This window comes from Blautia sp. AM47-4, from assembly GCF_003479865.1.
Lineage (GTDB): Bacteria > Bacillota > Clostridia > Lachnospirales > Lachnospiraceae > Fusicatenibacter > Fusicatenibacter saccharivorans.
On sequence record NZ_QUHY01000007.1, the window covers coordinates 28,651 to 54,051 of the forward strand.

Annotated in this window: 22 protein-coding genes and 2 pseudogenes; all 24 read left to right on the plus strand. The window is 49.3% G+C overall.

What is annotated here, in order from left to right:
• Positions 1-86: 86 nt before the first annotated feature.
• On the plus strand, positions 87-371 hold the full coding sequence (locus DW965_RS19095; RefSeq protein WP_119188476.1) for a hypothetical protein: 285 nt from the start codon (positions 87-89) through the stop codon (positions 369-371).
• The gene (locus tag DW965_RS06430) at positions 332-655 is read left to right on the plus strand and encodes a signal peptidase I (protein ID WP_158582811.1); all 324 of its coding nucleotides are present in this window, start codon (positions 332-334) and stop codon (positions 653-655) included. Before DW965_RS19095 ends, DW965_RS06430 begins: the two co-directional genes overlap by 40 nt.
• A 44-nt stretch (positions 656-699) precedes the next feature.
• Positions 700-1,404, plus strand: a complete 705-nt coding sequence (locus DW965_RS06435; RefSeq protein ID WP_117760344.1) for a SipW-dependent-type signal peptide-containing protein — start codon at positions 700-702, stop codon at positions 1,402-1,404.
• A 22-nt stretch (positions 1,405-1,426) separates the two neighbouring features.
• Positions 1,427-1,960 carry a hypothetical protein gene (locus DW965_RS06440; protein WP_022462298.1) on the plus strand — a complete coding sequence of 178 codons (534 nt, stop codon included), beginning with the start codon at positions 1,427-1,429 and terminating at the stop codon, positions 1,958-1,960.
• The gene (locus DW965_RS06445; protein WP_119198160.1) at positions 1,957-2,952 is read left to right on the plus strand and encodes a SipW-dependent-type signal peptide-containing protein; all 996 of its coding nucleotides are present in this window, start codon (positions 1,957-1,959) and stop codon (positions 2,950-2,952) included. The genes DW965_RS06440 and DW965_RS06445 overlap by 4 nt, the downstream gene beginning before the upstream one ends.
• 172 nt (positions 2,953-3,124) lie before the next feature.
• The gene (locus tag DW965_RS06455) at positions 3,125-5,767 is read left to right on the plus strand and encodes a SpaA isopeptide-forming pilin-related protein (protein WP_119198162.1); all 2,643 of its coding nucleotides are present in this window, start codon (positions 3,125-3,127) and stop codon (positions 5,765-5,767) included.
• Between the two features lie 52 nt (positions 5,768-5,819).
• The gene (locus tag DW965_RS06460; protein ID WP_119198163.1) at positions 5,820-6,128 is read left to right on the plus strand and encodes a hypothetical protein; all 309 of its coding nucleotides are present in this window, start codon (positions 5,820-5,822) and stop codon (positions 6,126-6,128) included.
• A complete protein-coding gene (locus DW965_RS06465) occupies positions 6,101-6,652 on the plus strand; it encodes a class B sortase (RefSeq protein ID WP_158576372.1) in 552 nt (183 codons plus the stop codon). Before DW965_RS06460 ends, DW965_RS06465 begins: the two co-directional genes overlap by 28 nt.
• A gap of 53 nt (positions 6,653-6,705) precedes the next feature.
• Positions 6,706-8,406: a MutS-related protein gene (locus tag DW965_RS06470; RefSeq protein WP_117812893.1), complete on the plus strand. Its 1,701-nt coding sequence runs from the start codon at positions 6,706-6,708 to the stop codon at positions 8,404-8,406.
• 134 nt (positions 8,407-8,540) lie between these two features.
• On the plus strand, positions 8,541-9,713 hold the full coding sequence (cbiD, locus tag DW965_RS06475) for a cobalt-precorrin-5B (C(1))-methyltransferase CbiD (RefSeq protein WP_055226415.1): 1,173 nt from the start codon (positions 8,541-8,543) through the stop codon (positions 9,711-9,713).
• A 7-nt stretch (positions 9,714-9,720) separates the two neighbouring features.
• Positions 9,721-10,413, plus strand: coding sequence for a precorrin-2 C(20)-methyltransferase (cobI, locus tag DW965_RS06480; RefSeq protein ID WP_119198165.1), 693 nt, complete (start codon positions 9,721-9,723; stop codon positions 10,411-10,413).
• Positions 10,414-11,172 carry a precorrin-4 C(11)-methyltransferase gene (gene cobM, locus DW965_RS06485; RefSeq protein WP_119198166.1) on the plus strand — a complete coding sequence of 253 codons (759 nt, stop codon included), beginning with the start codon at positions 10,414-10,416 and terminating at the stop codon, positions 11,170-11,172.
• Between the two features lies 1 nt (position 11,173).
• On the plus strand, positions 11,174-11,827 hold the full coding sequence (locus DW965_RS19810; RefSeq protein ID WP_243036462.1) for a cobalt-precorrin 5A hydrolase: 654 nt from the start codon (positions 11,174-11,176) through the stop codon (positions 11,825-11,827).
• Positions 11,824-12,204 carry a cobalamin biosynthesis protein gene (locus DW965_RS19815; protein WP_243036464.1) on the plus strand — a complete coding sequence of 127 codons (381 nt, stop codon included), beginning with the start codon at positions 11,824-11,826 and terminating at the stop codon, positions 12,202-12,204. Before DW965_RS19810 ends, DW965_RS19815 begins: the two co-directional genes overlap by 4 nt.
• The gene (gene cobJ, locus DW965_RS06495) at positions 12,201-12,932 is read left to right on the plus strand and encodes a precorrin-3B C(17)-methyltransferase (protein ID WP_022462307.1); all 732 of its coding nucleotides are present in this window, start codon (positions 12,201-12,203) and stop codon (positions 12,930-12,932) included. The genes DW965_RS19815 and cobJ overlap by 4 nt, the downstream gene beginning before the upstream one ends.
• The gene (gene cobK, locus DW965_RS06500) at positions 12,925-14,904 is read left to right on the plus strand and encodes a precorrin-6A reductase (protein WP_119198167.1); all 1,980 of its coding nucleotides are present in this window, start codon (positions 12,925-12,927) and stop codon (positions 14,902-14,904) included. The genes cobJ and cobK overlap by 8 nt, the downstream gene beginning before the upstream one ends.
• Entirely contained in the window at positions 14,901-16,310 is a 1,410-nt protein-coding gene (locus DW965_RS06505; protein WP_117760335.1) for a cobyrinate a,c-diamide synthase, read from the plus strand. Before cobK ends, DW965_RS06505 begins: the two co-directional genes overlap by 4 nt.
• Positions 16,307-17,272: an adenosylcobinamide-phosphate synthase CbiB gene (cbiB, locus tag DW965_RS06510; RefSeq protein WP_117760334.1), complete on the plus strand. Its 966-nt coding sequence runs from the start codon at positions 16,307-16,309 to the stop codon at positions 17,270-17,272. Before DW965_RS06505 ends, cbiB begins: the two co-directional genes overlap by 4 nt.
• A 48-nt stretch (positions 17,273-17,320) precedes the next feature.
• A pseudogene (locus DW965_RS06515) lies at positions 17,321-18,366 on the plus strand (pyridoxal phosphate-dependent aminotransferase).
• Between the two features lie 11 nt (positions 18,367-18,377).
• Positions 18,378-19,888 (plus strand): annotated as a pseudogene (locus DW965_RS06520) (cobyric acid synthase).
• Between the two features lie 2 nt (positions 19,889-19,890).
• Positions 19,891-20,535 (plus strand): precorrin-8X methylmutase, encoded by a 645-nt coding sequence (locus DW965_RS06525; protein ID WP_055218068.1) that lies wholly within the window; start codon positions 19,891-19,893, stop codon positions 20,533-20,535.
• A 453-nt stretch (positions 20,536-20,988) separates the two neighbouring features.
• Complete coding sequence (gene tyrS / locus DW965_RS06530) at positions 20,989-22,212, plus strand: tyrosine--tRNA ligase (RefSeq protein WP_055218066.1); 1,224 nt, start codon at positions 20,989-20,991, stop codon at positions 22,210-22,212.
• Between the two features lie 78 nt (positions 22,213-22,290).
• Complete coding sequence (gene alaS / locus DW965_RS06535) at positions 22,291-24,930, plus strand: alanine--tRNA ligase (RefSeq protein WP_117760331.1); 2,640 nt, start codon at positions 22,291-22,293, stop codon at positions 24,928-24,930.
• Positions 24,931-25,135: 205 nt separating this feature from the next.
• Positions 25,136-25,312, plus strand: coding sequence for a 30S ribosomal protein S21 (rpsU, locus tag DW965_RS06540; RefSeq protein WP_004222305.1), 177 nt, complete (start codon positions 25,136-25,138; stop codon positions 25,310-25,312).
• The last annotated feature ends 89 nt before the right edge of the window (positions 25,313-25,401 follow it).

The following is a 25,401-nucleotide window of genomic DNA, read 5'->3' on the forward strand; positions in this document are numbered from 1 at the left end:
ATTTAGAATTAAACGGGCAGACAATGCTTGCGCTTTCGCCCGGACTATGGTAAGTTTAAATCACTTTTACAAGAACTTTAGAGAAAATGAAACAGGGATATTCTGAGACAGAGGGTAAATGCTATCCTCTGTTTTTTGCGTGCAAAAATGACAGTCTGGATGTCCGCATCGACGGAAGGGAGCAAATGAAAGCAAAAGGAAAACTGGGGCTGCAGGGCTTTCTTTCCTTCCTTTTTCTGGCGGCGGGATGGTATCTGATGCAGTATTTCTGCGCCTATGTCGTACTGTCCGGGTCCATGGACCGGAGATCCCGACGGGATCTGTTGTGGTTGTGGATGGACGGAAGAAGGAATGGAATCCGGGGGATGTGATTACCTACCGGAGAGGAAATATGGTGGTGACACACCGGATCGTGGAAAAGAGCGAGGAAGGATACTGTACTAAGGGGGATGCCAACGCGGAGGAAGATGCAGGCATCGTTTTGGAAAAACAGGTGATCGGGAATGTGATCGTAGCTCTTCCCTGGCTTGGCTTTGGTATTATCTGGCTCCGGCAGAGAGGAACACTCTTTTTTCTGGCCGTGGGAGCGGTGATGCTTTTTACAATCCGGCAGCTTTGGCACGGTAGAAAAATCATGCAGGAAAACAAGTTATAAAAAGAATTAGCAAAATTATTTAGGAAAACAGGAGGAATTGATCTATGAAAAAACAGCGGAAAATCGTATTCTGGGCAGCATCACTGCTTCTGACAGGAGCCCTGGCAGCGGGCGGAACACTGGCGTATCTGACGGATAAGGATTCTGTGACGAACCAGTTTGTTGTGGGAAAAGTAGATATCGAAGGAAATGAACCATCGTACGCACCAGATCCGGACGGAAAGACCAATCATATCGTGCCGACCCAGGTGATTCCGAAGGACCCGCGTATCAAAAATAAAGGTAAAAATGATTCTTACGTTTATATGGATGTTTCCATACCAATCGCAAAAGTGATCGTTGCAGATACATCCGGAAACCGTTTAAACGGCGGGGCAGCCGTCGATACGGAACTGTTTTCGATGAATCAGCTTTCGAAAAAATGGGTGCTGATGTACAAGAAAAAACAGAACAATTCGATGGTATATACATATCTCTACAATGAAGTGCTCGCAGCTGGCAAAGCGACGGATCCTTTATTTACGAGCGTGACAGCAGCTAATATCGTGGAAGGGCAGCTGGATGAAAAAGAGGTCGATATTCCGATCAATTATTATGCAATCCAGGCGCTGAATACCGGTGAGGGAAGTACGGCTGCCGAGCGGGCAGCAAAGGCCTGGGAGAAGTATGTAAATCAGAATAATGGGCAGAAGGGGCAGGTAACGGCACCGCAGTCGGAGCCGGAACAGACAGAAGCACCTGGAATTTAAGCAGTTTTCTGGGGGACAAAAGATGAAGAAAAAGACGAAACGGCTGTTTTTCCTTGCGGGTGCGGCCGGGTGTACGATGGCGGCAGCCATTTGGCTGCTGCCGGGAACTTCGGCGTATTTTACAGATCACGAGAGTGTCTGGAATCGTATGGTGTTCGGACATAATACAAGTACTATCGATGAAGAATTTCCGACACCGACGCCCGTACCGCCAGGGAAAAGTGTGGTAAAGAGAGTAAAAATCAGAAATGAAGGTTCCGTTGCCTGCTATATTCGAGCGGCACTTATATTCAGTGAACCAATTGAAGCGATTGAGGGACTTGATACGGAAAACTGGGTAAAAGGAGAAGATGACTACTATTATTACAAAAAACCGGTTTCAGAAGGCGAAAGCACGACGGAATTGTTTACCGGAATCCGCGTTGCAAAAGAAATGGAACAGAAAGAACTTGAGGTTTCGGTCTATGAGGAATCGGTGCAGATCCAGAAGGGGAATATGGTATTTCACGGCTATCGGGAGGCATGGGATGCTTATGAGAGAGGTGGTCAGACATGAAAGGAAAACGCGTCAGGATCGGATGTGCGGCGGCAAGTCTTCTGATGGGAATCAGCGGAACGTATGCATATTACCGGAGCAGTGTTGAGACCATTAACAAAATAGCTGTCGGAGATGTAAATATTGGAATCTGGGAATATGAGGAAGACGGGGATGGAGAAAAGAAGTATGAGGGACCGGAAAACGGCATTGTACTGCCTTCCCAGGTGATTTCAAAAATTCCGCGGATCACCAATTATGCTGAACCATGCTATGTCCGGGTAAAGCCTGTGTTTGATGAGGAAGAAACGCAGGATTACCGTCTGGGGGAAGAGGACCTTGGGGGAATCGAGGACGTCTGGCTGAAAGCAGGAGAGTATTATTATTATCCCAAAGTGCTGGGAAAGCAGGAATCTGTCGATTTTTTCCGTACAATCACCATTCCATCTGCGTGGACCAGTGAGGCGGAGGGACAGGTGCTGTCCGTTGAAATCCAGGCGGAGGCCGTACAGGCAGCGAATGTGATGCCGGATTTTACGGCAGAAGCTCCGTGGGGAGAAGAACTGGAAATTGAACAGTGTGTCCACGAGGCGGATAATACCGTTTCGGAGGTTTCGCAGCAGAGCTTCCTCACCGTTTCGTACGAAGGAGCAGCGCGGAATCTGATCTTGGCACCCGACAATTTCTTTCGGAACTTTCCAGTGCTGATGCCGGGAGATGAATGGGAAGATACGTTCACACTGGTGAACACGACAGCAAGCCGTGCAGAATTTTTTCTGCGGACGGAACTTCCGGAAGAACTCAGTGAAACAGAAAAAGAACTGCTTTCCAAGGTGAAACTGGAAATACGAGAGGGAGACAGCGTGATTTATGAAGGTGATTTAGAGAGTGAGGGACTATGGGCAGCAAAAAGTCTTGGAATATGCAGTCAGATGAACGGAAAGAAATCTGTTTTTCAATCCGTGTGCCGTCAGAACTTGGAAATGAATGGGCACTTCGGAAAAGCGGGGTAAAATGGATTTTTTCTGTCGAAGGAGAAGATCTGCCGCAGGAAGAAGGCCCCTCTATCTGGCACAGCGCGCCAAAAACAGGTCTGCGCGATCCGTCAGCAGCGGTCCCCATTGGAATTGCCGTGACAGGAGCCTTCCTGTTTCTTGCCGCGGGCCGGTCTGAAAGGAGGAAAGAATGAAAAGAGCAAAGAAAAGCTTCTGGTTTCTCGCAGGAATTCTGCTGTTGTTGGGATTTTGTTTTCGGGAAGATGTTCTGGCTTCGAGTCTTACGAGTCTTCCTTCTCTTTCGAAAGCCGGAATCGGAGAAGTTGTATCATCGGACTCTGTTATTGACGGCCGATATGATTTTACCCCGCTGATCGGAAGTGAGACAAAAATCCGTTTTGGAAGTACAGATGGAAGTACCTGGGACAATCTGTTCTGCAAAAACGGAGAGAGCCATTCGAAATGCTGTTCCACATGGTGGCCGGCGGCCGATGTGAAGGGATGGAGTAATCTCCGTTCCTTCACGCCGCTGGAGTCGAAAAAAGGAAAAATGTATGCGGAATATACGAATGTTGGAGAGTGCCACGGGGAAAATATAACGATGCGGATCTGGCTGGAAGACTGGCAGAACACGGTTGTACCATCAGGGTATGAGGACGTGGATGCGGTAGTCGTGGCGATTGACCACAATAAGCCGGTCATTGATATTAAAGGTCTGCTCTGGATCAAGGTACGGTTTGCTTATTACGACAGTAAAGGAAATCCGCTGAATGTGAAAGGGTATTTTACACTTTCAGATCTGGACTTTAAGCAGGGCTTTTATCTGGCTGATGAGACAGAACATATCTATCTGACGAAGGAGGCAGATGCCAGAATCGTCTACGATGCCAGAACAGAAGCGATCTGGTCGGCAAGACGCGGCTCTGAGCCGGACGGTGGAACAACTCCGGAAAATTCGGAAGGCTGGGTTACAGTTACCTTTGAAGGAAATTCCCAGACGATGATTTTCTATGATGGAGGCACTAACGACGCGGTAACTGGTCCCGGCGGCGGAGTGAAAGCACCGAAAAAATGGCCGGATAATTTTGTAAACGATACTTCCAGTACGTACAACAACTGGCATGGAGCATCCCGGGAAACGGGAATAACTGTTGTGCCGTGGAATACTTCGGAATTTGGTTACACAGCGAACGTTCCCTGTCATCTGTCGAAAGTAGGAGATCTTGTAGTGAAAAAAATGGATGCAGAGACAAAAGAAGCTATTTCGGGTGCAGAATTTACCGTGTACCGCTGGAAAAACAACACCTGGAGTGAATTCAAAAAGATGAACTGGGTGAAAAAAACGGGTTCTTATCTGCTGGAGGGAATTCTGGATACAGACAGTGAAAATGGAAAATTCCGTGTTGTGGAGACAAAGAATCCAGCTGGTTATGCAGGAAGCTGGGAGCAGGAATTTTCCATTGACAAGGAAGGCATGCAGACGATCCATCTGGAGGCAGAAAACACAAGAAAAACAGGCTCACTGAAGATAAAAAAGACGGAAGAAAACTCAGGGAAAGCACTTTCTGGTGCAACATATCAGGTGATTGCGAGCGGAGCAATTACAACGGTAAACGGAACAGTGCTGTTTCCGGATCAGGCGGTAGCAGCTGTGCTGAAAACGGATGAAAATGGAGAGGCGTTCAAAGACGGGCTGGAGTACGGAACGTATCTTGTGCGGGAAACGGCGGCTCCAAATGGATATGTGCTGGATCCGACGGAAAAGAAAATAACGATCGGGGAACAAAACGCACAGATCACACTGACGTTTACAAACTGGAAGAACCGTTTTATTCTGCAGAAAGTAAGTCAGGGAGACGGAAAAGTGCTTCAGGGAGCAGCCTTTCATATCTGGACGAAAGATGGAAGTTTTGATGAGACAAAAAAGACGGATGCAAATGGAAAAATTGAGCTGACGGGACTTTTGGACGGTGTCTGGTACTATCAGGAGACAGCATCTCCGGAGGGCTATCTGCTGGACAGCACATGCCGGGAATTTGTGGTAGAAAACGGAAAAATTGACGGTAAATCGGAACTGTCGGTGACGGTCGAAAATGATGGAACACATCTGACAATTGAAAAAATAGATGCAGAGAGCGGAAAACGAATTTCCGGCGCAAAGCTGGTATTAAAAGATATGGATGGAAACCGTGTGGACAGCTGGATTTCAGGAGGAAGCGGCCCGCATGAACTGGAAAAATTAAAGCCGGGTTCTTATGTCATTGTGGAGGAGGCCGCGCCGGATGGATACCTTGCGGCAGAACCGGTTTCGTTTGTGCTGGAGGCAAAACAGGAAGTGCAGACCGTGACGATGAAGGATCTTGCATGTGAAACCTTGACGATTACAAAGAAGATTAAGGCGGATGAGATTACATGGGCGCATGGAAATCCAACGTTTCTGTTTTCCGTGAAGGGAAAGGATCTGTATGGAAAAGAACATACATACCAATGCTATCTTACGTTTACAAAAACACAGGTGGAGAAAACGACAGATCAGGACGGCTACACGGAACAGTCGGTACAGATCCGGGGAATTCCGGCAGGAAACGATTACCGGGTACAGGAGAAGAAGGTGCTGCGGTATTCGCTTATGCAGGTGACAGGTACGAAGAATGTTACCGTGAAAAAACTAGAAGAGCCGGCATATGGAAAAGATCCTGCGCGCGTCTTTTCGGTATCGGTAAATCTTTGCGGACATCCCAAAGAAAGTGAGGTTGTATTTGAAAATCAGAAATACCGCTGGGATGATTATGGACACAACAGTATTGTAAAAAACCGGATTCCGGTTGAATAACAAAATGGAAAAAACATTCCACCATCGGTTCGGGTGGTGGAATGAAAACAAAATGGAGAGAGAAAAAATCGGCAGAAAAAGAAGAGGGATTGCAGTTCTGACATTGGCGGCGCTTTTTTTCTGGTATCTGCCGCAGATTCAGGTAAGCCGGCAGATTCGAAAAGAACAGGAAGAAGCGGTGGAGATGTATGTCAGAGAAGAAAAAGAAGAGAACAAAGAGGAAAACGAAAAAAGCGAAGAAGTGCAGGAGCAGGAACCGGGCAGTACAGACAAAAATCTGTTTCGGACAATTGATTTTGCAGGACTTCGATCAAAAAATAGAGAAATCTGCGCGTGGCTCTGGATTCCGGCTGCGCCTTAGATGTTCCGGTTGCGCACGGGCAGGATAACGCATATTATCTGACACACGATGCGTTTTGCAGGGAGCGGATTTACGGCAGTATTTTTGCACCGTGTGATACACCGGAGGATTTTTCTGAACGTCACACGATTTTATATGGGCATAATATGCGGGATGGAACGATGTTCGGAGGATTGAAAAAGTATCGTGAAGCGTCGTGGAAACAGGAATTTCCGTATCTGTACCTGTATTTGCCGGGTGAAGCATGGCAGTGCCGTATTTGGAGTGTGGAGGAGACGGATGCCAAAAGTGATGTTTACCGGCTGGGAGCATGGAGCGATGCGGACTGGAATGCATGGGTACAGGAAAGAAAAGAAAACAGCATTATCTTTGGCAGCGGTGAGGAAAAGGAAGTTCAAAAGATACTTACCCTTTCCACCTGCATTGGTGACGGCAGCAGTTCACAGAGACTGGCTGTACATGCGGCGGTGGAGATGATTTTTGCAACAAAATCTGGAAGGGAAGAGGGTTCTGTGCTAGAATAAGACAGAATCAAAAGACTTATGATACAGAGCAGGAAAAAGGATGGCGATAAGACATGAAAGAACTGTATACGGCAGCAGGAATTTTTGTGGTTCTGATACTGCTGGGAGTTTGGATGGTACAGAATAACAGAAATGAACAGGAAAAGAAGCTGGTACAACTGCGGAAGAAATGGGGAAAAAAGCAGGAGAAACGGACGGCACGGGAAAAGAAAGAAAAACTGGAAGCGTGTCTGAGACGAAAAGCAGGGGAAAACTTCTGCGTGGACGCGATTACCTGGAATGACCTGGATCTCGATGCGGTTTTTGACACAGTCGACCACACAGTGTCGGTGTGCGGGGAAGAATATCTGTACACGGCGCTTCGGATGCCGGTCACAACAACAGAAATCAGGGAAGAGCGGGAACGGCTGATGAAGCTTTTTGCAGAGAACCAAAAAGCCAGAGAAGCAGTGCAGAAAGCACTTCTTTTGATGGGAAAAGAAAAGATGAATCCGCCGACAGAAGAAATAGCCGTACTGATGGAGGCGGAGCCGGGAGAGAAGGGGAAATATCTTCTGATGGCCGGTATTGCTGTGCTTGGAATTGGACTGCTGTTTGTACTGCCTCCGCTGGGTGTGTCTGTTCTGTTTGCTTCTATGGTCGGCAACGGACTGATGCATGGAAGGGAGAGCAAAAAGCTGGAGAGTGCATTAAAAGCGTTTGGCTGTATCCTGCGGCTGCAGCGGACAGCCAGGGAACTTGGAAAAGAAAAAATTTCCGGACTGGAAATGTATCAGAAGCGTCTGGAAGAACAGGAAAAACAACTCCGTCCGATTACAAGAAAATGCAGAACACTTGTGAATACGAAAGAATCGCAGGGCGGTGCAGCAAACATGATTTTTGCATACTTTCGCACGTTCTTTCTGCTGGATCTGATCGAGTATTCTTCGGTTGTTTCCGGAGTGAAATCGTATGAAAAAGCGATTCTGCAGATGGCAGAGGATCTTGGACTCCTGGACTTTGCACTGTCTGCAGCATCGTACCGGGAGAGCCTTTCGTATTACTGCCGGCCGGAATTCCTGGATGAGAAAAAGGCGGGCTGTCGGATCGATGTGGAGGAGCTTTATCATCCGCTTCTGACACATCCGGTGGCAAACAGTCTGTATGCGGAGGGCGGAATTCTGCTGACCGGCTCGAATGCGTCGGGAAAATCCACATTTATGAAAAACATGGCAGTGAATGCGATTCTGGCACAGGCACTGAACACGAGTCTTTCGAAGCGGTACCGCGGTGTTGTGTGCCGGATCATGACATCCATGGCACTCCGCGATAATCTGGCACAGGGAGAGAGTTACTTTGTTGTGGAAGTAAAATCTTTAAAACGGATTCTGGAGGCAAGCCGTGAAAAAACACCGCTTCTGTGCGTCATTGATGAGGTGCTGCGGGGAACAAACACGACGGAGCGGATTGCAGCGTCAGAGAGTGTGCTTGCTGCCCTGCGCCGTGCAAATGTGCTCTGTCTTGCAGCAACACATGATACTGAACTGACGTATCTGCTGGAAGATCTCTACACCAATTATCATTTTGAAGAGCAGATTACCGCGCAGAGTATTTCCTTCCCGTATCGCCTGGAACAGGGGCCGGCAAGAGGAAAGAATGCGATTGCGCTGCTTGGAAATATGGGAATTGATGAAAAAATTGTGAAACAGGCAGAAAGAAGAGCTGCGGAGTTTGAAACAACAGGAAGCTGGGAAAAGAATAAGTTTCTGAGATAGAAAAACAGCCGGGAAAAATTGATCTTTTTTGAAAAAATATGCGAAAATGGTTCAGCATTTTTTCATTGTGTGTTATGATAAAATAGATCGCGTGATCCGGCAGAAAAACCGCCGGATCTGTTAAGGAGAAAAACATGAGCAGGACAGGCTTGGAAGATGCATATATTATGCGCGGCAGCAAGAAACTCCGCATGGGATATACGACGGGTTCCTGCGCTGCAGCGGCAGCGCGGGGAGCGGCGTTTATGCTGCTTTCCGGGAAAGAAATACAGGAAGTGAAAATCCATACGCCAAAGGGCATTGTTCTGAATCTGGAATTGCTGGATATCCGGAGAAGTGCCGAAAAAGTAAGCTGTGCCGTCCGAAAAGACGGCGGGGATGATCCGGATGTGACAGATAAAGCATTGATTTACGCGGAAGTGACGTTTGGAACAGAAGAGGGAATTGTAATCGATGGAGGATTCGGCGTCGGGCGTGTGACAAAGCCGGGGCTGGATCAGCCGGTCGGAAACGCGGCGATCAACCATGTACCGCGCCAGATGATCCGCGAGAATGTGGAGGAGATTCAGAAAAAACTCGATGATTTCCGCGCACTGCAGGTTATCATCTCCGTACCGGAAGGGGAAGAACTGGCAAAGCATACATTCAATCCGAGACTTGGCATCACCGGCGGCATTTCAATCCTTGGAACGAGCGGGATTGTAGTGCCGATGAGCGAGGAGGCGCTGATTTCCACGATCCGCGTCGAGATGGAAATGCGGAAAGCACAGGGTGACCGCGTCCTTCTGGTGACACCGGGAAATTACGGACAGGACTTCTTAAAAACGTATCCGTGGGTCCGTGCAGACCATTCCGTTAAGTGCAGTAATTACGTCGGAAAAACACTGGAATTTGCAGCTGAGCTCGGCTTTGACGCCATCCTTTTTGTGGCCCATCTTGGAAAATTTGTCAAGGTGTCCGGCGGAATTATGAATACCCATTCCCACGAGGCAGACTGCCGTGCGGAGCTTCTTACGGCGCAGGCGGTGCGTGCAGGGGCGGATCTTGCACTGGCAAAAAAACTGCTGGAGACTGGAACGACGGAAGAAGCGGTGCAGATTTTAAAGGAAGCAGGATGCCTGAAAGAGACCATGGAAAAAGTGACAGAAAAAATTGCTTTTTACATGAATTACCATATTGAGGGCAGAGTGCAGACGGAGGCGATTGTTTTTTCAAGCAATGAGGGCCTGCTCGGGGAAACCCCGGGAGCGGGAGAACTTCTGGAGCGCCTGCGGGAGCAGGAAGAAAAAGAAAACAGAAAAGAGTAAAAACAAAATGACAGGAATTTTATTTGGAACAGGAATCGGACCGGGAGACCCGGAGCTTATGACGTTAAAGGCCGTCCGTCTGATCCGGGAAAATGATACGATTGCAGTACCAGGAGAGAAACCGGAAGAGAGCATTGCCTACCAGATTGCTGTTCAGGCAGTGCCGGAACTGGCAGAAAAAGAGCTTGTTGCTATTCCAATGCCGATGACAAAGAATGCCAAAGAACTGAAGGAAAATCACCGGCGCGGTGCAGAAAAAATAGAGGAGCTGCTGGATGCAGGAAAAAACGTAGTATTTCTGACACTCGGAGATCCAACCGTGTATTCTACCTACCTTTATGTACACAGACGGGTACTGGAAGACGGTTACGATGCGAGAATTGTAAGCGGTGTTACATCGTTCTGCGCGGCAGCAGCATCTCTTTCCGAGGGACTGGTGGAAAATTCCGAAGAACTGCATGTGATTCCGGCGTCTTATCAGATTGAAGATGCACTGGAACTTTCAGGAACAAAGGTTCTGATGAAAGCGGGTAAAAAGATGCCGACTGTGAAACAGTTCCTGAAGGAAAAGAACTGCCGGGCGGTGATGGTAGAAAACTGCGGCATGGATACGGAACAGAAGTATTTCAGCGCGGAAGAAATCCCGGACCAGGCAAGTTACTATTCACTGATTATTGTAAAAGAAAAGAGGAAAAAATAGATGGTACATTTTATTGGAGCGGGCCCTGGAGCCCCGGATCTGATTACGGTAAGAGGACAGAAGCTGCTTGGTGAGGCGGATATTATCATTTATGCAGGTTCTCTTGTCAATCCGGCACTGCTGGATCTGAAAAAAGAGGGCTGTGTGGTATATAACAGTGCAACCATGACGCTGGAGCAGGTGATTGATGTTATGAAAGAGGCCGAAAGCAAAAGCCAGACTGTGGCAAGACTCCACACGGGAGATCCGTGCCTGTATGGTGCAATCCGCGAACAGATTGATGCGCTCGATGCCCTTGGAATCGCTCACGATGACTGTCCGGGTGTCAGCTCTTTCTGCGGAGCGGCTGCTGCCCTTGAAATGGAATATACGCTGCCGGATATCTCCCAGAGTGTTGTCATCACCAGAATGGCCGGAAGAACACCGGTTCCGGAGCGGGAGAGCATTGCGTCTTTTGCGGCACATCAGGCAACGATGGTTGTATTCTTAAGCACGGGACTCTTAGAGGAACTTTCCCGTGAGCTGATTGCAGGCGGCTATACGGCAGATACTCCGGCAGCGATCGTTTACAAAGCAACCTGGCCGGAGGAGAAGACGTTCGTCTGCACCGTTGGAACACTTGCCGAGACGGCGAAAAAGAACCAGATCACCAAGACAGCGCTGATGATCATCGGAAATGCCGTTTCCCAGGGAAATTACCGCAGAAGTGATCTGTACAATCCGGCGTTTACCACCGAATTCCGAGAGGCAGAAAAATAAGATGAAAATAGCCATAGCAAGTTTTACAAGAAACGGATGCGCCTGGAATCGAAAACTCTGTGCGGCACTGAAAAAACACAGCTGTGAAGGATATGCACTGGAAAAGTACGGGAAAGAAGCGGGAATTCCTGCGATTGCACCGTCGCTTCCTGCATGGACAGAGCGCATGTTTCAGAAAATGGATGCGATTTTGTTTATCGGGGCGTGCGGGATTGCGGTGCGCAGTATTGCACCGTACGTGAAAAGTAAAAAGACAGATCCGGCGGTTCTGTGTATGGATGAACAGGGAAAGTTTGTGATTTCATTACTTTCCGGCCATATCGGCGGAGCAAACGAGCTGACGGAAGAAGTTGCAGCTGTAACGGGTGCGGTTCCGGTCATTACAACGGCAACGGATGTCAATCACAAGTTTGCGGTCGATGTCTTTGCTGTAAAAAATCATTGTGAAATTTGTGAGATGGAGCTGGCAAAAGAGGCAGCGGCGCTTCTGGTGGACGGAAAAACGGTTGGATTCTGCAGCCGTTTTCCGGTGGATGGAACAAAACCGGAGGAACTGATCCCGGAAGAGGCGGCAAAACCGTCGATGGGAATCTGCATTACCACATCGGAAGAGGATTCGCCATATGAGAGAACACTTCACCTGATCCCGAGGTGATCACCGTCGGCATCGGCTGTAAGAAGAATACACCGGCCGGCCGGATTGAAGAAAAGGTTCTTGCGGCACTTGCGGCGGCCGGGATTTCTCCAAAAGCAGTTCGACAGGCGGCAAGTATTGATCTGAAAGCGCAGGAGCCGGGAATTCTGCAGCTGGTGGAAAAGTATGGCTGGCAGTACCGGACCTTTTCTGCAGAAGAACTGGAAACGGCGGAGGGGGAATTTACGCCGTCTCCGTTTGTGAAGAAGATTACAGGAATTGACAATGTCTGTGAGCGCAGCGCAGTTCTCGCCGGCGGCAGACTGATAAAGAAAAAAAAGGCAGCGGACGGTGTAACAGTTGCACTGGCTGCGGCGGACTGGAGGGCAGTATTTTGAGTACAATTTTTGTCGTGGGCATCGGCCCCGGAGCATATGAAAAAATGACGATCGAGGCGGCGGATGCGCTGCGGAACTGCGATGTGATCATCGGCTATACCGTCTATGTGGATCTGGTAAAAGAACATTTTGCAGGAAAAGAATTTCTGACGACGCCGATGCGGAAAGAGGTGGAGCGCTGCCGTCTGGCATTTGAAACTGCGGCAGAGGGAAAACAGGTTGCTATGATCTGCAGCGGAGATGCCGGCGTTTACGGTATGGCAGGTCTGATGTATGAGCTTTCGGAAGAATGGCCTGATATTGAAATTAAGGTAATTCCAGGCGTGACCGCCGCAACGGGAGGCGCTGCCGTTCTTGGTGCACCGTTGATCCACGATTTCGCCCTGATCAGCCTGAGCGATCTTCTGACACCGTGGGAGAAAATTGAAAAACGTCTTCTGCTGGCATCGGAAGCGGATTTTGTCATCTGTCTTTATAACCCGGGAAGCCATAAGAGAGCGGATTATCTGGAAAAAGCGTGTGATCTGATGCTTCGTTACAAAGCGCCGGAAACCGTCTGCGGAATCGTAAGCCAGATCGGAAGAGACGGGGAGACGAGCCGGACCATGACGCTTGCAGAACTTCGCAATACAAAAGTGGATATGTTTACGACGGTATTTATCGGAAACAGTCAGACAAAGGAAATCCGGGATCACATGGTAACGCCGAGGGGATATCGCTATGAATAAAGTAATCGTCTTTGCCGGAACGACGGAAGGCCGGGAAATCTGCAGTTTTCTGAAGAAATATGAGATTGCATCCCTTGCCTGTACGGCGACAGAATACGGCAAGTGCCGGATCGAGGAGGGCGGTGCCCTGACGGTTCGAAGCGGAAGACTGACAGAAGAAGAGATGGAACAGCTTTTTGGCGAAGAACAGCCGGAAATGGTTATCGATGCAACCCATCCGTATGCCGATCTTGTGTCGGAAAATATCCGGTCTGCATGTGAAAAAGCAGGAAAAACGTATCTTCGGCTGCTGCGGCCGTCGCTTGCGGCAGATCCATCCTGCGTCATGGTCGATACGACAGAAGAAGCGGTATCGTATCTGGCGGGCACAGAGGGAAAGATTCTGGTGACAACAGGAAGCAAGGAACTCGCAAAATTTGCAGAGCTTCCGGATTATAAAAACCGTGTGTATGCCCGGGTGCTGCCGTTGCCAGGCGTAATTGCATCCTGCGCGGAACTTGGATTTGATGCCGCACATACCATAGGCATGCAGGGACCGTTTTCTATGGATATGAACGTTGCAATGCTGCAGTCGTTCCATGCCGAATGGATGGTAACGAAGGAATCCGGAAGAAACGGCGGCTTTGAAGAAAAAATTGAGGCAGCAAAAAAGGCCGGTGTCCGTGTCGTTCTGATCGGCCGTCCGAAAGAGGAAGAAGGACTCTCGGAGGACGAGGTCAAGCGGTATCTCGTTGAAAAATTTGATCTGTCCGTGAAACGGGACGTCGTGATCGCCGGAATCGGACCTGGTGCAGAAGCACAGATGACGCTGGCGCTCGTAGACGCGTGTGAGCAGGCGGATGTGCTGATCGGTGCGGGACGCATGACAAAAGCAGTAGAAAAATATCAGAAGCCAATGCTTGCAGAATACAGCCCGGAAAAGATTTACGAGTATCTGAAGGCGCACCCGGAATATGAAAAGATTGTTCTTCTGCAGTCGGGTGATGTCGGCTTTTACAGCGGAGCAAAGAAACTTCAGGCCGTCCTTGCGGAAGATGCGGATTTTTCTGTCCGTGTAGAGCCGGGAATTTCTTCGCTGGTTTATTTCTGTGCCAAAATCGGAGTGTCCTGGGAGGATGCAGCATTTGTGAGCCTGCACGGACAGCACTGCAACTTTCTGGAGTCGGTCCGCCGAAACCGGAAAACTCTGGCGATCGCCGGCGGAAAGGGCAGTGTCAGGGAAATCTGCCAGACGTTAAGTTCGTACGGCTGGGAGCAGATTGTGCTGCATGTGGGAACGGATCTGTCGTATCCGGAAGAACAGATTGTGACAGGAACCCCATTCGAACTTGCTAAAATGGAGTTTGCCCCGCTTGCGGTTCTTCTGTTTGAAAACCCGAATCCGGAACCAGAGTTTACAGCCGGCATGGCAGATGAAGTATTTCTGCGTGACAAAGTACCGATGACCAAGCGGGAAGTGCGCAATGCGTCTCTTTCTCATCTGCAGCTTTCTTTGAATTCTGTTGTCTATGATATTGGATCGGGCACAGGTTCTGTTTCGATTGAGATGGCGCTTCGTGCAGCACAGGGAAAGGTATATGCGATAGAAAAAAATCCGGCAGCCGTTGCACTTCTGCAGGAAAATAAAAAGAAATTTGCAGTGGATCATCTGGAAATTATTGAGGGAACTGCACCGGAAGCACTCGAAGCACTCCCGGTTCCGACGCATGCATTTATCGGCGGGTCTGCCGGAAACTTAAAAGAGATTCTGGAACTGCTCCTGCGGAAGAATCCGAACATCCGCGTGGTATTAAATACAGTAACCGTGGAAACATTAGCGGAGGCAGCATCGTGTTTCAAAAAACTTGCGTTTGAAGAGCCGGAAATCGTCTGCCTGCAGGCTTCCAATGCGAAAAAGGCCGGAAGAAGCCATCTGATGATTGCCCAGAATCCGGTTTATATCTTTACAGCCCAGGGAGGTGCCAAAGAATGAAAGCACCAAGAATCATGCTGGCAGCAGGAAGGAGCGGAAGCGGGAAAACGATGATCACCTGCGGACTGCTCCGTGCACTGCAGCAGATGGGAAAGCAGCCCGCAGCGTTTAAATGCGGCCCGGATTATATCGATCCGATGTTTCACGAACAGGTAATCGGCGCCCCGTCGTGTAATCTGGATCCGTTTTTCACAGAGGAAGAAACAACACAGTATCTGTTCTGCAAACATGCAGCGGGTCATGACATTTCCGTATTGGAAGGCGTTATGGGGTATTACGACGGTCTTGGCGGAATTTCTACCAAAGGCAGCGCCTACGATCTCGCCGGTATGACAAAAACGCCGGTTCTTCTGGTTGTCGATGCCAAAGGCATGAGCGTTTCAGCGCTTGCCTTTATCAAGGGATACCTGCAGTACAAAGAGGACAGCCGGATCGCCGGTGTAATCTTTAACCGGATGTCAGAGATGCTGTACCGGGAGATCGCGCCGATGGCGGAAAAAGAACTTGGCATTTTCTGTGTCGGCTTTGTGCCGGAACTGAAGGAATGCCACTTAGAAAGCCGCCACCTCGGCCTTGTGATGCCGGATGAGGTGGAAAATCTGCAGGAGCAGGTCAATCTGCTTGCAGAAACACTGCAGAAGACACTGGATTTTGAAAAAATTCTTGCGATTGCAGAAGGGGCAGAAGAGCTCTCGGGAAAAATGCCGGAAGTCCTGCGTAAGGTGACAGAAAGCGAAGCAGCCGCCAAGGTGCGTGCTGCGAAGCCGATTCTTGCCGTTGCAAAGGATGAAGCATTTTGTTTCTTTTATCGGGATAATCTGGAGCTTCTCGCGTCACTTGGAGCCAAAATCGAATATTTTTCGCCGCTTTCCGATGCGGAGCCGCCAAAGAATACAGACGGATTTCTGTTCTGCGGCGGCTACCCGGAGCTGCACGCAGAAGAGCTTTCGGAAAACCAGACCATGAGAACGAAGATCCGCGATAACATCCGTCAGGGAATGCCGGTTCTTGCAGAATGCGGCGGTTATATGTACCTGTCAGAATCCATGGAGGATATGGATGGAAATGTGTATCCTATGGTACAGGCTGTTCCGGGAAATGTTTACCGGACAAAAAAGCTGGGAAGATTCGGCTATATCACCCTCACGCCAAACACGAAAGATACCTTTCGGAACGGCGGAAATCCGGTGCGCGGCCATGAGTTCCATTACTTTGACAGCACAGACTGCGGAAGTGCATGGCATGCGGCAAAACCGCTGCGGAAGCGGAACTGGGAATGCATTCATGCGACAAAACGGATGATGGCGGGATTCCCGCATCTTTACTATATGGCAAGTCCGCACCTCGCACTGGAATTTCTGGAGCAGTGTGTCTCTTACCGGAAAGAACAGGAGAAAACAAGATGAAAACAGCATTAGCAGCCCTGATTGTGGGCTATGGATTGGACCTGCTGCTTGGAGATCCCTCCTTTTTGTACCATCCGATCCGTGTGATCGGAAATCTCATTGCCCTGCTGGAAAAATGGCTGCGGAAGGTATTTCCGAAAACGCCAAAGGGAGAGCTTGCCGGAGGAGTTTTTCTCGTGATCCTCGTCTGTCTGGCGGGATACGGTGTTCCGGCACTGCTGCTCTTTGCGGCATTTAAAATTCATCCGGTCATCGGCTTCCTTCTGGAGGTTCTCTGGTGCTGGCAGATTCCGGCAACGAAATGCCTGAAGGATGAGAGCATGAAGGTCTATCAGAAATTAAAAGAAAACGATCTTCCGGGGGCGCGCTATGCGGTTTCCATGATCGTAGGACGTGATACGAAAAATCTTTCGGAAACAGGAGTGACGAAAGCTGCCGTGGAAACGATCGCGGAGAATACGTCGGACGGTGTCATTGCACCGCTCCTCTTTCTTGCCCTCGGCGGACCGGCATTGGGCTTTCTGTATAAGTCCATCAATACCATGGATTCCATGGTGGGATACAAAAATGACAAATATCTGTATTTTGGACGGTGTGCGGCAAAGCTGGACGATGTCGTCAATTACATACCGGCGAGAATCAGCGCATGGCTGATGATTCTTGCGTCTGCATGCGAGCGCATGAACTGGAAAAATGCAGAAAAAATTTACAAACGCGACCGTTACTGCCACGCCAGCCCAAATTCTGCGCAGACAGAAGCAGTTATGGCAGGGGCGCTGGAAGTACAGCTTGCCGGAGATGCCGTGTATTTCGGCAAAGTCGTAAAGAAACCAACGATCGGCGATGATATCCGCCCGGTCGAGGCGGAAGATATCAAAAGAGCAAATCATCTGATGTATCTGACCTCGTTCCTCGGACTGGTGTTCTTTGCGGGAATCCGCGCGCTCTTTTTATTTCTGTAAAAAGAGAAGATAGAAACACAACGGAAAAGAGAAAGGAAGGCATATGGTATGAGACAAAATCCACATGGAGGAGACATTTACACGAAAAAATGCAGAGTCGATTTTTCTGTGAATGTCAATCCTCTTGGAGCTCCGGAAAGTGTGAAAGAGGCGGTGAGAAAGAGCGCGGAATCGGTGGAACAGTATCCTGACGCACTGTGCCGGGACCTGACCCGGGCACTGTCGGAAAAGGAGCAGCTTCCAGAAGAAAATATCCTGTTTGCAAACGGCGCCGCGGAGCTTATTTTTGCCCTGACACAGGCTCTCCGCCCGAAAAAAGCGCTGATTGCAGCGCCGGGATTTGCAGAGTATGAAGCAGCGCTTTCAGCGGCAGGGTGTTTTATCCGTATGTATCTGCTGCAAAAGGAAAAAGGCTTTCTTTTACAGGACGATTTCTGCGATGATCTGACCGACGATCTGGATCTTGTTTTTTTATGTAATCCAAATAATCCAACCGGCCTTACGATTCCGCAGGAACTTCTTTTAAAGATCCTGGATAACTGCCGGGAGCGTAACATCTATCTGGTGCTGGATGAGTGTTTCATAGAATTTCTGCCGGAGCCGGAAAAAGTGACGATGCAGGGAAAACTGGACGAATATCCGAATCTGCTGATTCTGCGTGCGTTCACAAAGATTTACGCAATGCCGGGCCTGCGTCTTGGCTATCTGCTCTGCAGCGACGAGGATCTGCTGGATCGGATCAGCCGCAGCATGCAGTCGTGGAATGTTTCGATTCCGGCGCAGATGGCAGGCCTTGCCGCCTGAACGAGGATGCTTACGTCAAAGAAGCACGGGAACTGATCGGAAAAGAACGCGCCTGGATGAAAGCAGAACTGGAAAAAGCAGGTCTTACCGTATGGGATTCCTGTGCAAATTATTTGTTCTTTGAGGGACCGAAAGGACTTGCCGCACGGCTGGAAAAAGGCGGCATTCTGATCCGCGACTGTTCCAACTACTCGGGCCTTGCCGACGGATATTACCGTGCAGCCGTACGCACACATGAAGAAAACCAGATTCTGACAGAAGCCGTTTCACAGATTCTGCAGTGGTTTTAGGAGGAAAAACGATGGCGAAAGTAATTATGATACAGGGAACGATGTCAAATGCGGGAAAGAGTCTGCTTGCGGCGGGCTTATGCCGGATTTTCCATCAGGACGGATACCGTGTGGCGCCGTTCAAATCACAGAATATGGCGCTGAATTCGTTTATTACGAGAGAAGGCCTTGAGATGGGACGTGCACAGGTCATGCAGGCGGAAGCGGCCGGGATCGAACCGTCCGTTTTGATGAACCCGATTCTGTTAAAGCCGACGAATGACACCGGTTCGCAGGTGATTGTAAACGGTGAGGTACTGGGAAACATGAGTGCGCGGGAATATTTTTCCCACAAAAAGAGCTGATCCCGGACATCATGAAAGCGTACCATGCACTGGAAGAACAGTATGATATCATTGTGATCGAGGGAGCCGGAAGTCCGGCGGAGATCAACCTGAAAGCCGATGATATCGTCAATATGGGAATGGCAAAGCTTGTGGATGCACCGGTGCTCCTCGTCGGAGATATTGACCGCGGCGGCGTTTTTGCTCAGCTTTACGGTACCGTAGAGCTTTTAGAGCCGGATGAGCGCGACCGCATCAAGGGTCTGATTATCAACAAATTCCGCGGGGACAAAACCATCCTGGACCCGGGCGTTGTGATGCTGGAAGAAAAAACACACATCCCGGTGGTCGGCGTGGCGCCGTATCTCCACATCGAAGTGGAAGACGAGGACAGTCTGACCGAGCGATTCACCAGAAAAGAGGAGATCGGTCTCATTGACCTTGCGGTCATCCGTCTCCCGCGTATTTCAAACTTCACCGATTTCAACCCGTTCGAGCGGATCGAAGGCGTATCACTCCGCTACGTAAGCTCTGTCTCCGAACTGAAAAATCCGGATATGATTCTGCTTCCGGGAACGAAAAACACGATGGAGGATCTGCTCTGGATGCGTCAGAATGGTCTGGAAGCGGCCGTACTGAAGGCGGCTGCGGCCGGAAAAGTAATTTTCGGTGTCTGCGGCGGCTTCCAGATGCTCGGAGATACGCTGAGCGATCCGCTGCATGTCGAAGCCGGCGGAACGATCAAAGGAATGGGACTCCTGCCGATGGATACCGTATTTGCCGGTGAGAAGACGAGAACCCGCGCGGAGGGCGCTTTTGGAAAAACAGAAGGCGTTCTTGCCGGGATCGAGGGAACCCGGATTGAGGGCTATGAAATCCATATGGGAGAAACGGTGCGGAAAGAAGAAACAGAAGCATTCACGTTCATCGATGATCAGAACCGTGCTGATTCGGATAAGCTGGACGGTGCACAGAAAGGAAATGTGTACGGTACGTATGTGCACGGCATTTTCGACAAAGAAGAAGTTGCCGAACGGATCGTGGAAGCACTTGCAAAGAATAAGGGAATTGCCATGGAGCAGATTCACGGTGTCGATTACCAGACATTCAAAGAGACACAGTACGATATTCTCGCAGATGCGCTGCGCGAGCATCTCGACATGAAGAAGATTTATCAAATTCTGGAAGAAGGGGCATAAAGATGAAGATAGAACTGGAGCAGGTAAGCCCGCACGAGATTGAAAAGAGAAGCTTTGAAATTATCACGGAAGAATTAAACGGAAGAACGTTTCCAGAGGATCAGGAACTGGTTGTAAAGCGGTGTATCCACACAAGTGCGGATTTTGATTATGCGGATAATCTCTGCTTTTCGGAGCATGCGGTGGCAAAAGGCATCGAGGCGATCCGGGAGGGAGCCTGCATTGTGACGGATACGCAGATGGCAAGATCCGGCATCAACAAAAAGGTGCTTGCGCGCCACGGCGGTGAAGCGCTCTGCTTTATGTCAGACGAAGATGTTGCGGCAAGAGCAAAAGAAACCGGAAGCACCCGCGCGGCAGCCTGCATGGAAAAAGCAGCGGAGCTGGATAAAAAGCTGATTATTGCGGTTGGAAATGCGCCGACGGCACTGGTCCGCCTCTATGAACTGATCGGGGAAGGAAAAATAAAACCGGCGCTGATCATCGGAGTTCCGGTCGGCTTTGTCAATGTGGTACAGTCCAAAGAACTGATTATGCAGACCAATATCCCGTATATCGTGGCACGCGGACGAAAAGGCGGCAGCAATATCGCGGCGTGCATCTGCAACGCACTCCTGTATATGATGGATCAGGACCGCGGATATTAAAAATAGATGAAAAAACGGAAAGCAGAAGTCTTGACAGATTTCGAATCACCGTTTATACTATGGAACATGGAAAAAGGCTTGGAAGGGAACAAGTAGACGTACAAAAACGCGGACAGAAAGCAGCCGGCAGATGAGAGGCGCATGCAGGTTCTGTACGATTCGAATACATCCCGGAGTTGCGCACCGAATAAAACGGGCGGCAGAAGAACTATGATGCACGTTTTTAGTAGGCTGCGACGTAAGAGACGAACGTTACAGCGTCAGGGTATTCAGAGGTTTTGGATACCGACAAAGGCAGCTGCCGTGAGACAGCTGTGAAGTAAGGTGGTAACACGGGAGATACGGGCTCTCGTCCTTTGAATCGGAAAGGACGGGAGTCTTTTTGTATAAAAAACTTTGGTCCCAGACGGTAACACATACCCGAAAGTCAACCGAAAAAAGGAGAAAAACAAAATGCAGATTTATGACGAACTGATCGCCAGAGGCCTTCTGGCACAGGTAACCGACGAAGATGAAATCAGAGACCTGGTAAACAATGGAAAAGCAACGTTCTATATCGGATTCGACTGCACCGCAGACAGTCTGACCGCAGGTCACTTCATGGCACTGACCCTGATGAAACGGATGCAGATGGCAGGAAACAAACCGATCGCCCTGATCGGCGGCGGCACCACCATGATCGGTGACCCGTCCGGAAGAACCGATATGAGAAAAATGCTGACCCGCGAGGAGATCGACCACAACGCAGAGTGCTTCAAACGTCAGATGGAGCGTTTCATCGAGTTCGGCGAGGGAAAAGCTATGATGCTCAACAACGCAGACTGGCTGCTGAACCTGAACTATGTAGAACTGCTCCGTGAGGTAGGTGCATGCTTCAGCGTCAACAACATGCTCCGTGCAGAGTGCTACAAACAGCGTATGGAAAAAGGTCTTTCCTTCCTGGAGTTCAACTATATGATTATGCAGAGCTACGACTTCTATCACATGTTCCAGAAATACGGCTGCAATATGCAGTTCGGCGGCGATGACCAGTGGTCCAACATGCTGGGAGGAACCGAACTGATCCGCCGTAAACTTGGAAAAGATGCCTATGCAATGACCATCACCCTTCTGACCGACTCTCAGGGCAAGAAGATGGGTAAAACCGCAGGAAACGCTGTATGGCTTGACCCGAACAAGACCAGCCCGTTCGATTTCTACCAGTACTGGAGAAACGTGGACGATGCCGATGTCTTAAAATGTATCCGTATGCTGACCTTCCTGCCGCTGGAGCAGATCGACGAGATGGATTCCTGGGAAGGAAGCAAGCTGAACGAGGCAAAAGAGATCCTGGCCTATGAGCTGACCTCCATGGTACACGGCGAGGAAGAAGCAAAGAAAGCGCAGGAAGGCGCACGTGCCGTATTCTCTACCGGAAGCTCCGAGCATATGCCGACCAGTGAAATTTCTGCAGAGGATTTCACGGACGATAAAATCGATATCGTAACCCTTCTTGTCAAAGCAGAGCTTGCAAAGACCAGAAACGAAGGACGCCGTGCCGTAGAGCAGGGCGGTGTATCCGTAGACGGTGAGAAAATCACAGATCCGAAATATGCCGTAGAAAAAGCAGCCTTCGGCGAGGACGGTATCGTTCTGAAAAAAGGAAAGAAGAATTTCAAAAAAATTTGCGTTAAATAATTAAGTGTGCTATTATAAAAGAATGGATTCCCGGAAGAAATTCCGGGACACACTGAATTATTTGGAGGACAAACAGTCATGGAAAAATATGGCGTAAACGAATTACGAAAGATGTTTCTTGAGTTCTTCGAGAGCAAAGGACATCTTGCTATGAAGAGTTTTTCGTTGATTCCACACAACGATAAAAGTCTTTTACTGATCAACTCCGGTATGGCTCCGCTGAAACCTTACTTCACAGGCGCAGAGATTCCGCCGAGAAGAAGAGTAACAACATGCCAGAAATGTATCCGTACCGGCGATATTGAAAATGTAGGAAAAACAGCCCGTCACGGCACCTTCTTTGAGATGCTCGGAAACTTTTCCTTCGGTGATTATTTCAAACACGAAGCAATCGCATGGTCCTGGGAGTTTTTAACACAGGTAGTAGGGCTCGATCCGAATCGTCTGTACCCATCCATCTATCAGGACGATGATGAAGCATTTGATATCTGGAACAAAGAGATCGGCATCCCGGCAGACCGTATTTTCCGTTTTGGAAAAGAGGACAACTTCTGGGAGCATGGTGCAGGTCCGTGCGGTCCGTGTTCTGAGATTTATTATGACCGCGGAGAAAAATACGGCTGCGGCAAACCGGGATGTACCGTTGGCTGCGAGTGTGACCGTTACATGGAAGTATGGAACAACGTATTCAGCCAGTTCAACAACGACGGCGAGGGCCACTACACCGACCTGATCCAGAAGAACATTGATACCGGTATGGGACTTGAGCGTCTGGCCGTTGTCGTACAGGATGTAGATTCCATCTTCGATGTCGACACCATTCAGGCACTCCGCAACAAAGTATGCGAAATCTCCGGAAAAGAGTATGATAAAGATCATGAGACCGATGTTTCCATCCGCCTTATCACAGACCATATCCGTTCCGCAACATTCATGATTTCCGATGGAATCATGCCAACCAACGAAGGAAGAGGCTACGTACTGCGCCGTCTGATCCGCCGTGCAGCACGTCATGGCCGTCTGCTTGGCATTGACGGACTGTTCCTTGCCCGCCTTTCCGCAAGCGTAATCGAAGGCTCTAAAGACGGATATCCGGAACTTGAAGAGAAAAAAGATTTCATCTTCAACGTTCTGAACAACGAGGAGACCCAGTTCAACAAAACCATCGACCAGGGACTTCGTATCCTCTCCGAGCTCGAAGAAAAAATGCAGAGCGAAGGCAAAAAAGTTCTGGACGGACAGGATGCATTCAAACTGTACGATACCTACGGATTCCCGCTGGATCTGACCAAAGAGATCCTCGAGGAGAAGGGCTACGGCATCGACGAGGACGGTTTCCATGCAGCAATGGAAGAGCAGAGAGAGCGTGCAAGATCGAGCCGTGAAGTAACAAACTACATGGGTGCTGATGCAACCGTTTACGATGAGATCGACCCGTCCGTAACAACTGAGTTTACCGGATACGATCATCTGGAGGATACCTCCAAAGTAACCGTTCTGACGACAGAGACTGAGATTGCAGAATCTCTGATGGAAGGCCAGAAGGGAACCATTTTCGTAGAGAAAACTCCGTTCTACGCTACCATGGGCGGTCAGGAAGGCGACTGCGGTATCATCAAAGGAGCAAATGGTGTATTCGAAGTAGAAGATACCATCAAACTCCGCGGCGGAAAATACGGCCACGTCGGTGTCATGAAATCCGGTATGATTTCAAACGGCGAGGAAGTTACACTTCAGGTCAACGAAGAGGCAAGAAAAAATATCGAGAAGAACCACAGCGCAACACACCTTCTGCAGAAGGCATTAAAGACTGTTCTCGGTGCACATGTAGAGCAGAAAGGTTCTCTCGTAACCCCGACCAGACTCCGTTTCGACTTTGCCCACTTCCAGGCTATGACACCGGAAGAACTGGAAAAAGTTGAGAATCTGGTAAATGAAAAGATTCAGGAGCAGATCCCGGTTGTAACCGACATCATGGATACTGAGGAAGCAAAGAAATCCGGCGCGATGGCTCTGTTCGGTGAGAAATACGGCGACAAAGTACGTGTCGTTTCCATGGGAGACTTCTCCAAAGAGCTCTGCGGCGGTACCCATGTAAAGAATACCGCTGAAATCGGACTGTTCAAACTTGTTTCTGAGGCAGGCGTCGCAGCAGGTGTCCGCAGAATCGAAGCTCTGACCGGACCGTCTGTTACTGCATACTATAAAGCACAGGAAGAGAAAATGCATGAGGCAGCAGCTCTCTTAAAGACAACACCGGCGGATCTCCTCGAGAAGATCGCTCATCTGCAGGCAGAGGCAAAAGCACTCCAGGCAGAGAATGAGTCCTTAAAGAGCAAACTGGCAAAAGAAGCGCTCGGCGATGTTATGGATAAAGTCACCGAAGTCAAAGGTGTAAAACTTCTCGCTGCATCCGTACCGGATGTCGATATGAACGGACTGCGTGACCTTGGCGACCAGCTGAAAGAAAAACTGGGAAGCGGCGTTGTTGTTCTGGCATCTGCAAAGGACGGCAAAGTAAGCCTTCTTGCCATGGTAACCGATGATGCGATGAAGAAAGGTGCACATGCCGGAAAACTGATCAAAGAAGTGGCAGCCGTTGTCGGCGGCGGCGGCGGTGGACGTCCGAACATGGCACAGGCCGGCGGAAAGAATCCGGAGAAGATCGACGAAGCAGTTGCAAAAGCTGCCGAGGTACTGGAAGGCCAGATCGCATAACAATAAGCAGGAAAAACAGCACAAAATCCTGCCGCCTGCAGGGCAGAAAAAGGAGCCAGGCAGGCGGCAGGGAAAAATTTTGCAAAAAAATGAAAAAACTTGTTGACGTACGAGATTTTTCTGGTATAATAAGAACAGTGCAAAAAATACCCATACAGTTGTATTATGCACAATCTACAACTGGAGGGAGGTTAGGTGTGAGACTATGTCAAATGTAATCGTTAAAGAAAACGAAACGTTGGACAGCGCTTTACGCAGATTTAAGCGTAGCTGTGCAAAAGCTGGCATTCAGCAGGAGATTCGTAAAAGAGAGCATTACGAGAAACCAAGTGTTCGTCGTAAAAAGAAATCTGAAGCTGCCAGAAAACGTAAGTATAATTAATGTGCAAAAAATCCCCGGCGATCTGTTTTGCCGGGGATTTTTATACTTGTAACTTAAAGTCGCAGGTTTTGACAAAACAGCAAGGCGGT